This is a genomic window from Paenibacillus sp. 1-18 (genome assembly GCF_000520755.1).
Lineage (GTDB): Bacteria > Bacillota > Bacilli > Paenibacillales > Paenibacillaceae > Paenibacillus > Paenibacillus brasilensis.
The window spans coordinates 1-14,500 of sequence record NZ_ASSB01000269.1; the positions used below are offsets into that span (position 1 = coordinate 1).

Genomic DNA, 14,500 nt, shown 5'->3' on the forward strand with positions numbered 1-14,500 from the left:
ACTTCCAGCCGTCCAAGGCTCGCTATTGGTGGCTTGGCTTTAGCCTTTCCAAGCAGGATTTCCACCTGCTAAACTTCACAACCTAGGCTTGGTCGCACCGAAAGTTGAGTTATTCATAATATCCTTCAGTAGATTTTCTCAAAGTTCTGAACTGATTCGCATCATGCCCGAACCACACTTGGGATTTCGTGCGGGTAGCCAAAGTGCGAATTTTCTCCACTGCGTTTCGGTAGCCGATCAAATCATAAATAATACCAGGCGGCTTGACTGGAGGACCAAAACTTTCCGCGGTATAGATGGCATCGGAAGCTAGAATTATTCCGCCTGTTTCTGGCATTTCGATCTGGAGACCTAACATTCCCCATGCATGACCGCTTCCCAAATTCAAGATTTTGATACCATCCACCAGATCCAAGTTGTCTTCGCCCGGTTTGATTGTTTTCCAATGCAGCTGGTTTTTGATCCATGCATCGATATCAGCCCAAACATAGGCTCCTTCTTTTTCATTGCGGGCGTAGGTCTGCAGTGCTCCATTAAACTCATCCTCATGGACGATAATGGTCGCGTTCGTGAACATTTCGAGGCATCCTGCATGGTCCAGATGCAAGTGTGAGGCAACGACATACTTGATTTCCTCGGGTCTAACTTTAAGCTGCTCCAGCCGATTATGCAGGTAACATTCCTCGCTCGCCACCCATGGAGACGACAGTTGGGTCGATTGTGCCCAACGCCCTCCAATGCCCATTGAGTTTGGGTTGCAGGCTGTATCAAACAAGATTTTTCCCTCAGGATGATCAATCAATACCGTATAAATTGGAAATTCCACAAATTGTGTCGGGGCATTCGGATTATTAATTGTAGCTGGATTATGCATGGAGATTATCCAATTTTTATCCATGCTCATTCGACCGTTATCCAATACATACAGCTTGGGATGCATTTTAACAATATTTGTCATGTTTATACCTACCCATCGAAGAATCCAGTACAAGGTAACCCCTTTTCGGGGGCGCATTTTCTTGCTCTTGGAACATCCGGATCGCCCTTAAGCGGTGTCTTTGCTATGGCAGATCTTGCGCAAGCTGCTACAGTACTGGTATAGACATACTGTAATATAAAAAATAGAATGATATAAGTAGGCACTTTAAAGTGTCTTGGGAACTTCGTAGTGCATAGGAGGGGAACTATTTGGCACATTCATCCACAACTAAACAATCTGATATTTCGTTATCCAATTGCGGTTATAGCAAAGTTCTTGACATTATCTCTAACAAGTGGACTGCACTTATTATATATGCCGTGGAAAACGGTAAAATCCGATATGGAGAAATGCTCAAGAGGGTTGAGGGTATATCCAAAAAAATGCTTACCCAGACGGTACGCAAGTTGGAACGTGATGGATTGGTCCAACGACACATAACTCCTACAGTACCTCCGAGCGTCGAATATTCACTAACAACATTAGGGGAAACATTGCTTCAGCCGATGAAAGAGCTAAGGCATCCTTGTGCTGCTCGGCTTTTTTGCCGTTAAGCCATTGAACATGCCCCTAATCTTATCAAAAAAGCGAAATCAAGCGTGAAAGTACGTTTTCTTTTCGTTGAACTTGGAGGCAATTCACTGTTCTTGCAGCCGATGAAAAACGACGGATTGTAATTGTCGAGCTTGATGTCCTTTTTAATTGCCTGGACTCCTTGAAAAGGTTAAATACCGTATTCACCGCAAATTCGCCATTAATAAAGAGCTGGCCCAGAAGTATAGATGATACGGTGAGCCGTATCATTGTTAGAATTACGGATCATTAAGCACTCTCCTTTTATATAAAATTGCCGGTACCCCTAAGCACAGCTCATAGTTCCATAACATCGCTTGTTATGTGAGATCTATTCGTCTCAACCAGCTCAAACATGGTCTACGAGTAGGGGGTGATCAGTTTTAGCGTCGGGTTATGGACCCAGGGGAACGACCGATCTGCCCCGGCTACTCACAGATACACCAAGAAACAAAAGAGGTCAACCAGTAAAAACTGGCTGACCTCATAATACGACGGGGAACGATTGCTCAAACATGGCTGCCGGCAATCGGCAGCCTTTCGCTTAATATCTTTGCAATTTATACAAAAGACATGACAGATTGGTACAATAATAATTGTTGAAATTGGTTCTTCCACCAGTCCGCTCTTTTGCTTATTTTTTATTAAAAGATAAAATTTTTGAGAGGAGAAAATCATATGTATATACCTACGCATTTTAAAATTACGGATATATCAACTGCTTACAAGATTATGAGAGAAAATAGTTTTGCTACTTTGTTTTCTCAACATGATGGGACACCATATGCTACCCATTTGCCATTAATTCTCGATAAAAATCATATGTACCTATTCAGGCATTTTGCTCGTCCAAATCCTCAATGGAAAGATATTAGGAATCAAATTGTGTTAGCAGTTTTTCATGGTCCTCATTGTTATATCTCTCCTTCTTGGTATGAGACGGATAAGGCAGCTCCAACATGGAACTATGTGACCGTTCACGTATACGGGGAAGTCGAACTTATAGAAGACGAAAATGAGTTAATGGTTTCCTTTAATGATATGATATTGAAGTACGAACCCCCTAATAGTTCCTACAGGTTGCAGGATGTAGACCCTGACTTTCTAAGTGATTTGAATAAAGGAGTTCAGGGCTTTAGAATCAAAATAAACAGAATAGAAGGGAAAGCAAAGTTAAGCCAAAATCATCCAATACAACGACAGGAATTGATTATTCAACAGCTAGAGAAAATCGAAAATACAGACGAGCAAAAAATCTCCTTTCTTATGAAACAAAATCTTAGGTCATTAAGCTAACGCGCACGATAGTTCAATCTCCAACTAAGACTAGGCTGCCGATCAATGTCGGCAGCCTAGCTCTGTCTTTGGCCATTAACGTAAACAACCCAACAAGATAAATGTAGGTTTATTCCATACGTTTGAGACGCTGGTATTTCTCCAATCATAGCGAAATTCCCAGCACTTATATTTAACATATTTATCCATATACTTTGCCCCTGGTGACAGCGACGCTGGTACTCCCCCCATACAGAGAAAAGTCTTTCCTGGGAATCCTATAGGGTTCAAACCGGACAGATAGCGGGCGATTGTGTGGACCTGAACACAGAAAATCCTGCAGTTAACAAATATTTAATTGATACCTACAATCACTATATTGACATGGGTGTGGACGCTTTCCGTGTCGATACAGTGAAGCATGTGAGCCGGTATATTTTCAATAAATACTATATTCCTGCCTGGAAGACAAGAGGCGGCTCGGATTTCTATATTTTTGGAGAAGTAGCCACCCGGTACAGAGATGTCTTGACTTATTTCATTATCCATTTTTCCGTAGAATGAGATGGCAGTTTCATATGCGCCTTTGTTGGCATGCGATTCCTCAAGTGAAGCCCTAACCAGCTCCAGTCTTTCATTCCCTATTTTAAAAGTTTTGGGCTGAGTCAGCTCAGGTGGTCTAAAGGAAGTCATGCTTCTGTCCATTTCTGTTAACCGAGTATCCTTCCAGGATAAAACGGTATAGTTTATGCTCAGGCAGGTACCTGAAAGTATAACTCCAATGCATTTTTCCGTTTCCAACAACTCTATGATCAGATGTCATTAAGCTGTCCATGTAGCCACTTTTTCTTGGATTCACCGAGTGAATCTCTTCCCCACCTGTAGTCTCGAAATGAAAGCTCAACATCTCTTTTCCCATAAATCACCGGGGGGCTTGCCATTGCCCTGTCATCAAGTTCGGTTTCCAGTTCGAAACGCACTCCTTGCACCGTTCTCGTTAGTCTTTTTAATGTAACCGTCATTCCATGCGGCGTTGTGTAACTACCTGCCAGCTCCTCTATTTTGTTCTGCTTGTTTGCCTTTTTCATATCAATGCCAAAGCTAAAGTCACAATTTCCTTTTATATTGCTGTCTGGCCCTAAATAAGCGTGATTTTACTGTCCCTTCGGATACATTGAGCACTTTGGATATCTCTTTGACCGATAAATCCTCAATATAAAAAAGCATCACAGTAGTTTGAAGTTGTTCATCCAGTCCGTAAACAGCTCGATTTGTTCATAGTCACCCTTATATGTTGTCTTTCTTAAATCATAAGGGACGGGGTATACCCTCTTCTTTTTCCTAATAATCCGATTACACTCATTGATCTAAATCCGAATGATCCATGTTTTAAAATAAGTAGGCTCTTTCAGTCTATGTACATTTGAAAAAGCTTTGACAATGGTCTCCTGTATAGCATCTGCACAATCTTCGTCGTTTTTAACGATTGATCTTGCTATTACATATAAGCTTTGTTGGACAGCCCGTATAACATTCACAATTCTTTACGTGCTATTTTATTGCTATCAGCATCTTCACCGTTCCACTAATTTGAAATTAGCATGACCAACTTCATTAAATGTTTTTAACAAATCTACAGCTTCTCATTTGGCGTCGCAGATGTAGCGTTAATTAACGATATCCAAAGAAACGCTCAACTTTCTCGCAAATGGATCATCAAGACATGTGTCAGTTCTGCATTCTCCTGTTCACAAGAACTGAGTTTGCGATTCAGCCACTTGTAATAGCTGGAATTAACGTAGAGTGTCTAAAAAATGGATACATATATTTACTTATAAAATGAAAGTATAAAATATGTACCTAGAATCTTCTTAGTTTATTTGCTTCAAAGGTAAAGGGAGATTTTTATGTAAATTGATGTATAAAAGTAAAAAGGAGATAGTTGAAAAATGAACGATAACTTTTTAAATGGAAAAATCTTTCTAATATGGTTCGAGTTCCGGGAAGTGAGCGCACTATGGTACCTGCTTCCCGAAAAGTTGGTCCAGCGAATCCAGACGAGCGTATTTCGGTAACATTGATTGTTCGTCGTCCGGAAACTGCACCAACACTAACTTCAATGATTGAGGAAATAAGTACTCGCCCATTTTCCGAACGTCGCCACCTTAGCCATGAGGAATTCGCTACTACCCACGGCGTTAATCCCAACGAAGTGAAAAAGTTGGAGGAATTCGCCCAAGAATATGGTCTTGAAGTTAAAGAGGTAAACATAGCTGCAGGGACTGTGGTGTTATCAGGAACAGTAGCTTCCTTTAGCAAGGCCTTTGAAGTTGATCTAGATACTTACGAGCACCCGAAATTTACCTACCGCGGACGTACTGGGCATGTACACATACCCGAGAACCTCACCGGTATAGTTGAAGCGGTTTTAGGTCTAGATAACCGTAGACAGGCAAGTCCTCATTTTCGTTTTTTGAATGAAGAAGAATTTGCAAAGTCACACGCTGGAAGAAATTCATTTACACCTCCCGAATTAGCACAACTTTATAATTTCCCATCAATAAATTGTAAAGACCAGTGTATCGGACTTATTGAACTGTGTGGTGCACAGCACCGTCCCAATGAACTTGGCGGGTACCGTTCTAATGATTTAGAGGCATATTTTAATCGTCTCGGAGTTCGCCATCCAGAGATTGTAGATGTATCAATCGATGGAGCAACCAACCAACCATCAGGTGATCCTAATAGTGCCGATGGCGAAGTAGTTTTAGACATTGAGGTGGCTGCCGCTGTTGCTCCTGGAGCAAGAATCGCAGTTTATTTTGCACCTAACACGGATGCTGGCTTCCTCAAAGCCATTACAACTGCAATCCACGACACTCGCAATAAACCATCAGTGATTTCAATTAGCTGGGGAAGCACTGAACAACAGTGGACCCTACAGGCAATAAAAGCTATGGATCGGGCATTCCAAGATGCTGCAGCACTTGGTGTAACGATTTGCTGCGCATCAGGAGATAATGGCTCATCAGATTATAACATGTCCTCCCCTCTTCGGGATAATCTTGTTCATGCTGATTTTCCGGCTTCAAGTCCTCACGTACTTGCGTGTGGTGGAACTCGGCTAGAAGGATCAGGACGAACGATTACTAAAGAAGTTGTTTGGAATGAAGGAAAGAACAGTGCTACTGGTGGCGGGGTGAGTGATGTATTTGATTTACCCAATTGGCAAGTCAATGCCAACGTCCCTCCTTCAGTGAATCCGGGAGGAAAAATCGGGCGAGGGGTCCCAGATGTGGCTGGCAACGCCGATCCTGCTACCGGTTACCAGGTTCTAGTGGATGGGCAACAACTCGTTAGTGGCGGAACTAGTGCGGTAGCACCTCTTTGGGCAGGATTACTTGCAAACATAAACCAGAAGTTAGGCCATTCAGTAGGCTTTATTAATCCTAAATTGTACAACCTATCTGCTCAAGACAATATATTCCATGACATTACGAGTGGAAACAACGATACTATTGGTGAAAACGGACCTTATAAGGCACAATCAGGGTGGGATGCTTGTACAGGTCTTGGAAGTCCAGATGGAACTGAACTTATGCATAAACTAAGCGAATAGTCGGATATCCGAAATAAAATGACTATCAAATTGATACACTTTGATAGTCATTTTTCTTACAGTTATACCTGTTCGAATGCAGAATCAGTATAAATACCTAAATCACTTAGGTATTTATAAGATGTTCATTAGATACCTATGGAATAGACATCGCTTTTTTGGTCTAATTACTAGAAAGTGGGCGTTAAACATATTCCACTGTACCTAATTTCTTTATGCAGCTATGTGCCTTTGTATCATGATCATTTGGATGATGCTCTGTTTTGGTCATTATGAAATCAATTTGTTCTTCATCACCCATATAAAAAGAGTGTGCTCCAGTTTGAACAAACCCCATTTTCTTATAAAAAGCAATAGCGTTTTCATTTTTTTCCCATACGCCGAGCCAGATTTTGTTTTTATTTTGTTCCATTGCAATTTCGATAGCTTTATTTAGCAGATACTTACCAAGTCCATGTTTTTGAAATTTGTTCTTTATATAGATTCTCTCAATTTCAAGTGACTCATCACCCATATTTTCGGATTGGGCATCATTCATATTTACTTTTAAATATCCAGCAAGTTCTTCATTGAAATAGATGAAAAAGATTTCTGAAGAGACATTGGACAATTCCTCCTCCAACTGTTTAGAGTTAAATGCTCTTTCCAGATAGGCTTTCATATTTTCATGTGAATTCTGATCTTTAAAAGTATCGTTGAATGTTTCAATACTTATTTCTTGGAGTATTTGTAAATCTTCACGGCTGCACTTTATTATTTTTACAGTCATTTTTAGGTATCGCTCCCTATATAAATCAATAATTTCTTTTGTTCCCCTTTTTCACAAATTCCCAGTCTTTTCCTATATTTTCTCTTACTCTTTGAAGAAGATTGAAAATGTTTTCTACTTCTCTTTCCGAAAATCCCTCTAATGCAACGTTATTGGAATAATCATTTTCTTTTTTTATAGAAGGATAAACATTGTTCCCTTTCTCTGTTGGAAAGAGTTTTTTGATTTTTTTGTTATGGTTATCCTCTTTCTTTTCAATAAATCCATTAATTACAAGTTTCTTTATGGCACGAGATGCTGTTGTTCGATCTACTTTTATCATCTCAGCTAACTTTTCTTGAATGATTCCTGGGTTTTCGCATATTCGCACAAGGTACAAATACTGCCCTTTTGTAAGGTCATATTCCTTAAATTCGATATTACTTATAGAATCTAATGCCCTTGCTATCATTCCAATTTCACGAAGTACTTCCTTCATAATTAACTCCTTTGTCCCTATTTTGTTGCAAATGCAATAAAAATGGCATGTATTTAATTTACCTTAATTTTGTTGCATTTGCAACATGGAGATAGGCATAGGTAACTTTACAGCCCTTGCAGTAGCAACTTTATCCCAAAATAGCATGTTCGATAGTTCTTCTTGGTTAATTCCCTCATTATCATAGATTGGCTGGATGGTTGTTATCAAATCCAGTAGCAGTATTAGGGCCATTATGCTCTCGCACCATGAAATAGCAATTCGCCCTTTCCGGTAGTGGAAAGATTATTACAATAAAGAAGACTGCCGATAAATTTCACCGACAGTCCTTCTCTTCCAAGTAGTATACTCCTCAATCCTATTCGCTGGATAATTCCTTGAGCGATTTGATTTTACCATGGGGATGCTGTTCTTGCTTTCGTGACTTCCAGGCAGCTTCTTTCCTTCTCTTCTGGTGAGCCATAACAGATATCCTCCTTTGGAAATTGTGATGTATACCACTACCTTAAGTTGTCATTTCTCGGCTCTGTTCATTCATAAAACTAAATTTGTTGGATTTTTGTTATAACTTTAGGGTGATACCTGCCCTGCTTTTACAATTCCAAAGTAGCTGGAACTGCCGTTAGCTTCCAGAAAATATGAAAACTGCTGCTTTCCGATGTTCGACTCATCTGCGAATTTCTACTTCGGATTCCAGTTATCGCTCCCCATTTCTTATTTGGACGAAAATCTATATCCTCAGACTCTCCATAAAAAAGCTCAATGCGTTGGACACCCACTTTTTGGGATGAAGAACAAGCTGGATCTCCAGCTTGAGCTCGGTATGCTCAAAGGGTAACACCTTTAGCTCTTCCCGTTCAATCTCCTCCAGCGCGGCCATTAGCGGTAGAATGGATATACCTTCTCCGGTCTTGATGCTCCGCTTGATTGCTTCCGGATTACCCAACTCCAGGCCCACTCGATAGGCGATTCCATTTGCGCGAAGCACCCTCTCCAGCAGCTGCCTGTAGTTGCACGTATGCTCGGGCATGATCCACTCCGCATCCACCAGATCGTCCAGCCTGATTCGCTCTTTAGCGGTAAGCGGATGGTTCGGATGGACAATCAGCACAAGCGGTTCTTCGCGGATCCTAATCCACTGTAAGGCCGGATCGCTTGAATCGTCCGCGAGGATCAGCCCGACATCAGCCTCCCCTTCCCTGACCTGGTGCAAAATCATCTCTTCGCGATCCGTATGCAACCGTATGTTCAGATCAGGATATTCTTTGCGGGTCGCCTGCATATACGGCGGCAGAAAATACGAAGCGATGGAATCCATGGTACCGATCATCATGGAACCCCCACCCTGCTTGGCCAATTTTTCTTTAGATTGCTCGAAGAGCTCCAGCATTTGTCCGGCAAGCTTGAACAGCTCTTCCCCGGCGGAGGTAAGACGAATCTTGTTGTTGCTGTAGCGATCGAACAATTTGACTTGATACGCTTTCTCCAGCTTCTGAATCTGGGTCGTGACACTGGATTGTGCGTAACCGAGCACTTCTGCTGCTCTCGTAAAGCTTTCACGAATGGCAACTTCCCGAAATGTCTGAAGATAGATGAAATCCAAGCTGATCACCCCATCGAAATTATTGATGAGAATTATCATTTATTATAGATAACTCTGATACTATCTCCTATGTTACATTAGATTTAATTCAACGGGAAGGGATAACTGATGATGATGAACGAACAACATATTCATGGGATTTTTATACCGCTGATTACACCTTTTTCGCGTGACTATAAGCTGGACATCAATTCGTACCGGAAGTATGTTACCTATCTTGCAGGCCATGACATCCAGGGTCTGGTGGTTAACGGTACGACGGGAGAATCGCCGACCGTATCCTGGGATGAAGTCAAGCAGATGGTACAGGTGACGCAGGATGTTCTGAAGAGCATGAACAAAACTATTCCGATCATCATTGGCACGGGAACGAACGATACCTATTCAACGGTGCATCGGACGGAAATGGCAGCTGATTTAGGAGCGGATGCAGCCATGGTGGTCACTCCGTATTACAATCGGCCGACTCAGGAAGGAATCTTGGAGCATTTCCGTGTCGTATCTCGTGTAGGCCTGCCTGTGCTTGTATACGAGATTCCGGTTCGCACTGGCAGTCGCATGACAATAGATACAATACGCAAAGTACTCGACCTGGATGGCGTAATTGGGCTCAAGGACAGCACGGGCGGTCTTGATCTGCTCTTGAAATTGACCCAGTACGAGACTAAGCCTATCCTCTGCGGAGAGGATGCCTATTTCCATGCCATGCTATGTCAGGGGGCTGCTGGCGGTATGCTTGCATCCGCTCATATCAACATCCAGAAGTATGTGGAGATATACCAACGTTTTGTGACTGGTGACATGAACGGGGCGCGAGACAGTTTCATGCTACTGGAGCCGATGATCCAGCATGTATTTGCAGAGCCAGCCCCGGCCGCGATCAAGTGGTGGCTTGCCCAGCAAGAGATTATTGCCGCCGAGCAATTGCGTCTGCCGCTTATGCCGCTGTCGGATCAGGTGAAGCAGGGTCTCCTGAATTCGATCGTATCCTGATAAATCAACTTGCATCAAACTTCCCAATCATAACGTAGAAGAAGGGGCTGTCCCAAAAGCAGCTTTTTCATTAAATAAGGACAGTCTCCTAAATGAAAAAAACACCGAACCGGGCAAGGAGGTCATCCTTGTCTGGTTCGGTTGTTTTTTTCGTCCATTTTGTGCTTTTTTAGCAGATTATAGGCAAGGGAAACAGTGTTGCCCTCATCTTCCGTTTATACTGGAAGTACGGTAGACTGACCTGGATTTTGCGGTTACCGGCCGCCTTGGTACAAAAATGCTTTATAGATTGTTTTCGAAGAGTAGGCAGGCTTTTCATTAGCTATTTGTCATCATCCTCTTATCGAGCTGCTCAAGTACAAACGGCCATGCCTGTTCATGCTGGTTTCTCGAATTCTCATCTGGAAAACCTGCGTGGGTTAATCGAAGTAACGTGCCATTTCCACTAAGTTCAAGCTCAACGGTAAGCACCGTTTCATATCCCTTGGTGCCTCCTTCCCCGGTAACCCAGGTCAGTTCGATAAGGCGATCTTGTTCTAGTCTCAGAAATCGTCCGTAGTGCGGATGGCGTTCCCCCTCAAAATGTGTTTCGAAAAAGAAAGCCGTATTCACTCGGGCCTCCATGATTACAGACCCTGGGGCTGCAAACCAATGGTCAAACCGTTTGGTCCACGCTTGATACAGAACATTGGGTGACGCTTCCATTTTTCGTTCCACTGTTAGATTAGACGGTCTTTGTGAAATATCCGGCAAAGAAATAGGTAGTGTCACTTCATCTTCAATCCCTTCAGTTCAACAGCATTATGATCATCTCTTTATTATTATATCCGAGTCATCATCTGTCCAATAAATACAAAAACGACTGGAGACCCAACAATAGGGACTCAAGTCGTTTTTGTATAACTATTCGGAATATCATTTTTGGTTTTGGAACAGCAGTGAAAAACGATAATTACTTATCTAAGGAAGCCTTTCCTTCTCTGAATGCGATCAGGAAAATAGCCCCGCCTATAATTACTGCTGCTAGAAGCAGTAGCGTCAAATTGCTGTACAGATACGCTGCAACGTCAGTAACCATCGGGAGAATAGGAAAGTTGAGCCTGAGTTGTGTAAGCAGTCCACCTACAATTGCGATACCGAGCCCTTCTGCCAAAAAACAGGAAAAATTCAAAAAACCCATACCTGAGCCTGATTCGTCAGCGCTTAGCGAGCCTGCCACAATGGTTGAGATAACCGTTTTGACAAAGGATAGTCCACCAAAAATCAAAACCAAGGCTCCCGAGATGATCCAGGGAGTACTATCCGCGAAAAGTGAAACGATCAAAAGTCCCGCACCGAGCAGCAATAGTCCGGCAATCATGACAAAACGAGCTCCCCGCCTGTCGACTAAAGAACCACCAACGATCCCGAAAAAAATCACGCCAATCGTTCCAGGAAACAGAACACTGCCGCCAATGAGGCTTGTCGACATCTGATGTACTTCTCTCATCATGTAAGGGATCATGGACATAAATCCTGCGACGGTTCCTAGAAGTATTCCCCCTACAAGTACTCCGACGATAAATCTTTTCCTCTTGAATAAAGCCGGTTCCAAGAAAGGTTCCTTAGCTCCTCGAATTCTCAGCACAAATCCTATGAATAGAATGACGCTGATGATCAAATACCACCACTCGTAATGCGTCGTAAATAAAGTAAACGAAACAATTCCAAGCACAAAGAGCAGGCATCCCGGAACATCAAGCCCACCTTTTTTCACAGGCTCGTCAGTAAGCGTCCGTAAGAAAAACGGCAGTGTTACTAGCGTCATCATCGGCAGGAAAAACAGATAGGACCAGTGTATATAGTCTGCGATCCATCCTCCAAATACCGGACCAAAACCTTCTCCCAAAGCAACGGTCGATCCGATCATTCCAAAAGCCTTTCCTTGATGCTGCTTTTCGATACTTCTGGTAACGATGACCATAATCAGCCCGGGAACGGCAGAAGCACCCGCTCCTTGAATAAATCGCGCGGCAAGTAAAGCCGGAAACCAGAAATGAAACAGCAAGCCGATTAGCGATCCCCCGCCGTATATCAGCACACTGATGAAAAACAGTTTTTTTATGCCATAGATGTCCGATATTTTTCCGTAAACGGCCGTTCCTACTGCAAAAGAAAGAATGAAGCTGGTATTGACGTAATTTGCGACGGATGGCTCAATTCCAAATTGAGCGGCAATATCGGGCAACGATACGTTGAACACCGTCTCATTCAATACGCTGAAAAATGCAAGCACACACAGCCAAATCAAGGATTTAGATATACGTTTCTCAACCGATTTTTCCATCATGCAAACCCCTTAAAAATGCCAGGGGAACACGCAGTTTATAGGGCCAGTGATGCAATGTCCCCTTTATTTTGTGCCCTTCTTTTCACTATATACTTCATTCTAACGCCTCCAAAAGTAAAAATCAGTTTAATCAAAACTACCTAACCATATTATCATAAAAATAATAAAAATATTACCTGCTATTATTGAGAGTCATGCTGAGCATTTAGAAAACTGGATTTAATTATTTTGGTTTTTTGTTCCCCACTCACATAACTCTTCCAAAACGGGTAATAGTGTTTTTGCTTTATCGGTGAGACTGTATTCGACTTTAGGGGGAACTTGAGGATACTCTTTTCGTTTCACCATACCATCCGCTTCCAATTCTTTAAGTTGTGAACTCAATATTTTATAGGTAATAGCTCCTATCTGTCTTTTCAGATCATTAAAGCGAACCGGTTCGTTTTCTGCTAGGAGGTAAATAATAACCATTTTCCATTTACCACCAATAACTGACAATGTATAACCAAAAGGTGTATCTTGAATATTTTTAACTTTACCTTTAAATTCGGTCATACTCATATTCACACTATCCTTTCGGGTAGTACCTATCAAAAAAGTGCGTACTACGTTTTTATTCGCGTTCAGTTTATACTAACCTCACTTTGAAGTAAAGGAGAGAACAGCATGACTAAAAAAACAATACGTCTTTTAATGCCACAGTGGCAAGGGGGAAACAACCCTAACTACTCTTTTGGAGCCGAATTGCTTGCTTGGCTAGCTCCAGACAATGATCAACCTCTTATTCATGTTCCAGTTCAAACTTTTGATGGAATTCCGCTTCAAAATGAGAACGGTATGAATGGGAGAAAACAGCTACTTGAACAATTAGAGGCTGCTCAACATATCATTGACGCACATAAGCCAGATCGCATTGTAATGTTTGGTGGTGACTGCTTAGTCGAACAAGCCCCGTTTGCCTATTTAAACGTACGATACGAGGGTAAATTAGGTTTAATCTGGATCGATGCTCACAGTGATTTAGTTAGGTATGTTGGCTATGATAACGGACATACATTACCGCTTGGGAATCTTTTGGGAGAAGGAGATGAGGAGTTCGCAAAACATGTAAAAATTCCTCTTAAACCTGAAAATGTCTTTATCGCTGGATTAGCAGCTCCTACAGAAGAAGAAACAAAAGTGATTTCAGAAGCGTTTCAAACATTAGGTATAGCTCCTGCAGAACAAGATACAGAAATGATTCAAAGACTGGGTATTAAAACTGCAGGAACCAAAGAGTTAACGAACAGTACTGCATCTATAAAAGAGTGGATTAAAGAAAGTAGCATTAAGCACCTAGCTATTCACCTTGATTTAGATGTGCTTGATCCCAAGGCATTTCGTTCTTTATTGTTCGCCAACCCTGAAGCACCTTATAATTATTCTCCTGCGGGAACAATGCAAATGCCTCAACTACTTCATCTGATTAAAGAGCTGTCTGAAGAAACAGATGTAGTTGGATTAGGTATAACGGAGCATATGCCGTGGGATTCTATTAACTTGAAAAATCTGCTTGGAGAAATACCTATTCTAAACAAGTAGTAAAAACGGAAATTATGTTTGTCATAGTCAATTGCTTTAATACAATCGGCTTAACATCCCCAATACCTGATTCTCCCTTCTCTTTTCTCATACGAATAATTTTTCAAACATTTCCATGGATAATTTTATGTTATTGCAGAAGGATTTAGAGTAAAATATATTGACACGCAGGTAGGAAAATAGTGTATATTATGTAAAAACATCATCTTCTCTTTACGGATAACTTAAACCTATTCAAATCTCCGCAACTTTAAAAATGGTGGTGTTAACAGGCGTTGATCTCCATAATAATAACTGACAA

16 protein-coding genes and 1 pseudogene are annotated in these 14,500 nt (G+C 41.7%); 6 read left to right on the forward strand and 11 right to left on the reverse strand.

All coding sequences use genetic code 11. The features are described from left to right. Positions 1-109: 109 nt before the first annotated feature. Positions 110-958 carry an AhlS family quorum-quenching N-acyl homoserine lactonase gene (gene ahlS / locus L693_RS0116910; RefSeq protein WP_025718493.1) on the reverse strand — a complete coding sequence of 283 codons (849 nt, stop codon included), beginning with the start codon at positions 956-958 and terminating at the stop codon, positions 110-112. Positions 959-1,188: 230 nt separating this feature from the next. Between ahlS and L693_RS0116915 the strand changes: the two genes are divergently transcribed. The 3 genes and pseudogenes from L693_RS0116915 to L693_RS29385 form a co-directional block, all read left to right on the forward strand. After that, a complete protein-coding gene (locus tag L693_RS0116915) occupies positions 1,189-1,533 on the forward strand; it encodes a winged helix-turn-helix transcriptional regulator (protein ID WP_025718494.1) in 345 nt (114 codons plus the stop codon). A gap of 697 nt (positions 1,534-2,230) precedes the next feature. Beyond that, complete coding sequence (locus L693_RS0116920; protein WP_025718495.1) at positions 2,231-2,848, forward strand: FMN-binding negative transcriptional regulator; 618 nt, start codon at positions 2,231-2,233, stop codon at positions 2,846-2,848. A 228-nt stretch (positions 2,849-3,076) separates the two neighbouring features. Further along, a pseudogene (locus tag L693_RS29385) lies at positions 3,077-3,355 on the forward strand (alpha-amylase family glycosyl hydrolase); the annotation flags it as partial. Between the two features lie 284 nt (positions 3,356-3,639). On the opposite strand, the gene L693_RS30095 reads toward L693_RS29385, so the two are convergent. The 3 genes from L693_RS30095 to L693_RS31545 all read right to left on the reverse strand — a co-directional run bounded on the left by L693_RS30095 (position 3,640) and on the right by L693_RS31545 (position 4,365). After that, positions 3,640-3,915, reverse strand: coding sequence for a hypothetical protein (locus tag L693_RS30095; protein WP_025718499.1), 276 nt, complete (start codon positions 3,913-3,915; stop codon positions 3,640-3,642). Between the two features lie 19 nt (positions 3,916-3,934). Then, entirely contained in the window at positions 3,935-4,054 is a 120-nt protein-coding gene (locus L693_RS31540; RefSeq protein WP_231503686.1) for an RNA polymerase sigma factor, read from the reverse strand. A 140-nt stretch (positions 4,055-4,194) separates the two neighbouring features. Further along, positions 4,195-4,365 carry a sigma factor gene (locus L693_RS31545; protein ID WP_231503680.1) on the reverse strand — a complete coding sequence of 57 codons (171 nt, stop codon included), beginning with the start codon at positions 4,363-4,365 and terminating at the stop codon, positions 4,195-4,197. Between the two features lie 479 nt (positions 4,366-4,844). On the opposite strand from L693_RS31545, the gene L693_RS0116935 reads away from it, so the two are divergent. After that, positions 4,845-6,446, forward strand: coding sequence for a S53 family peptidase (locus L693_RS0116935; RefSeq protein ID WP_025718500.1), 1,602 nt, complete (start codon positions 4,845-4,847; stop codon positions 6,444-6,446). Between the two features lie 184 nt (positions 6,447-6,630). Here the strand turns inward: L693_RS0116935 and L693_RS0116940 are convergent, their stop codons facing one another. The 4 genes from L693_RS0116940 to L693_RS0116960 all read right to left on the reverse strand — a co-directional run bounded on the left by L693_RS0116940 (position 6,631) and on the right by L693_RS0116960 (position 9,296). Further along, on the reverse strand, positions 6,631-7,215 hold the full coding sequence (locus L693_RS0116940) for a GNAT family N-acetyltransferase (RefSeq protein ID WP_025718502.1): 585 nt from the start codon (positions 7,213-7,215) through the stop codon (positions 6,631-6,633). 25 nt (positions 7,216-7,240) lie between these two features. Next, positions 7,241-7,693 (reverse strand): MarR family winged helix-turn-helix transcriptional regulator, encoded by a 453-nt coding sequence (locus tag L693_RS0116945; protein WP_025718503.1) that lies wholly within the window; start codon positions 7,691-7,693, stop codon positions 7,241-7,243. A 358-nt stretch (positions 7,694-8,051) separates the two neighbouring features. Continuing rightward, on the reverse strand, positions 8,052-8,156 hold the full coding sequence (locus L693_RS31550; protein WP_015735743.1) for a DUF6254 family protein: 105 nt from the start codon (positions 8,154-8,156) through the stop codon (positions 8,052-8,054). 267 nt (positions 8,157-8,423) lie between these two features. Next, complete coding sequence (locus L693_RS0116960; RefSeq protein WP_025718505.1) at positions 8,424-9,296, reverse strand: LysR family transcriptional regulator; 873 nt, start codon at positions 9,294-9,296, stop codon at positions 8,424-8,426. Between the two features lie 111 nt (positions 9,297-9,407). Here L693_RS0116960 and dapA point away from each other — a divergent pair, with 111 nt between their 5' ends. After that, positions 9,408-10,289, forward strand: coding sequence for a 4-hydroxy-tetrahydrodipicolinate synthase (dapA, locus tag L693_RS0116965; RefSeq protein WP_025718506.1), 882 nt, complete (start codon positions 9,408-9,410; stop codon positions 10,287-10,289). Between the two features lie 318 nt (positions 10,290-10,607). On the opposite strand, the gene L693_RS0116970 is transcribed toward dapA, so the two are convergent. The 3 genes from L693_RS0116970 to L693_RS0116980 all read right to left on the reverse strand — a co-directional run bounded on the left by L693_RS0116970 (position 10,608) and on the right by L693_RS0116980 (position 13,179). Then, complete coding sequence (locus tag L693_RS0116970) at positions 10,608-11,060, reverse strand: SRPBCC family protein (RefSeq protein WP_025718507.1); 453 nt, start codon at positions 11,058-11,060, stop codon at positions 10,608-10,610. Positions 11,061-11,241: 181 nt separating this feature from the next. Further along, entirely contained in the window at positions 11,242-12,615 is a 1,374-nt protein-coding gene (locus tag L693_RS0116975) for an MFS transporter (protein ID WP_025718509.1), read from the reverse strand. Positions 12,616-12,837: 222 nt separating this feature from the next. Next, a complete protein-coding gene (locus tag L693_RS0116980) occupies positions 12,838-13,179 on the reverse strand; it encodes a winged helix-turn-helix transcriptional regulator (protein ID WP_025718511.1) in 342 nt (113 codons plus the stop codon). A 105-nt stretch (positions 13,180-13,284) separates the two neighbouring features. Between L693_RS0116980 and L693_RS0116985 the strand changes: the two genes are divergently transcribed. Next, the gene (locus L693_RS0116985; RefSeq protein WP_025718513.1) at positions 13,285-14,199 is read left to right on the forward strand and encodes an arginase family protein; all 915 of its coding nucleotides are present in this window, start codon (positions 13,285-13,287) and stop codon (positions 14,197-14,199) included. Positions 14,200-14,500: the final 301 nt, after the last annotated feature.

Bases quoted from the DNA above. Each gene is read 5' to 3' on its own strand.
- L693_RS31550 (WP_015735743.1), bottom strand. From the start codon at position 8,156: ATGGCTCACCAGAAGAGAAGGAAAGAAGCTGCCTGGAAGTCACGAAAG.
- L693_RS0116975 (WP_025718509.1), bottom strand. From the start codon at position 12,615: ATGGAAAAATCGGTTGAGAAACGTATATCTAAATCCTTGATTTGGCTG.
- L693_RS0116945 (WP_025718503.1), bottom strand. From the start codon at position 7,693: ATGAAGGAAGTACTTCGTGAAATTGGAATGATAGCAAGGGCATTAGAT.
- L693_RS0116920 (WP_025718495.1), top strand. From the start codon at position 2,231: ATGTATATACCTACGCATTTTAAAATTACGGATATATCAACTGCTTAC.
- L693_RS0116985 (WP_025718513.1), top strand. From the start codon at position 13,285: ATGACTAAAAAAACAATACGTCTTTTAATGCCACAGTGGCAAGGGGGA.
- ahlS (WP_025718493.1), bottom strand. From the start codon at position 958: ATGACAAATATTGTTAAAATGCATCCCAAGCTGTATGTATTGGATAAC.
- L693_RS31540 (WP_231503686.1), bottom strand. From the start codon at position 4,054: ATGCTTTTTTATATTGAGGATTTATCGGTCAAAGAGATATCCAAAGTG.
- L693_RS0116980 (WP_025718511.1), bottom strand. From the start codon at position 13,179: ATGAGTATGACCGAATTTAAAGGTAAAGTTAAAAATATTCAAGATACA.
- dapA (WP_025718506.1), top strand. From the start codon at position 9,408: ATGATGAACGAACAACATATTCATGGGATTTTTATACCGCTGATTACA.
- L693_RS30095 (WP_025718499.1), bottom strand. From the start codon at position 3,915: ATGAAAAAGGCAAACAAGCAGAACAAAATAGAGGAGCTGGCAGGTAGT.
- L693_RS0116935 (WP_025718500.1), top strand. From the start codon at position 4,845: ATGGTACCTGCTTCCCGAAAAGTTGGTCCAGCGAATCCAGACGAGCGT.
- L693_RS0116940 (WP_025718502.1), bottom strand. From the start codon at position 7,215: ATGACTGTAAAAATAATAAAGTGCAGCCGTGAAGATTTACAAATACTC.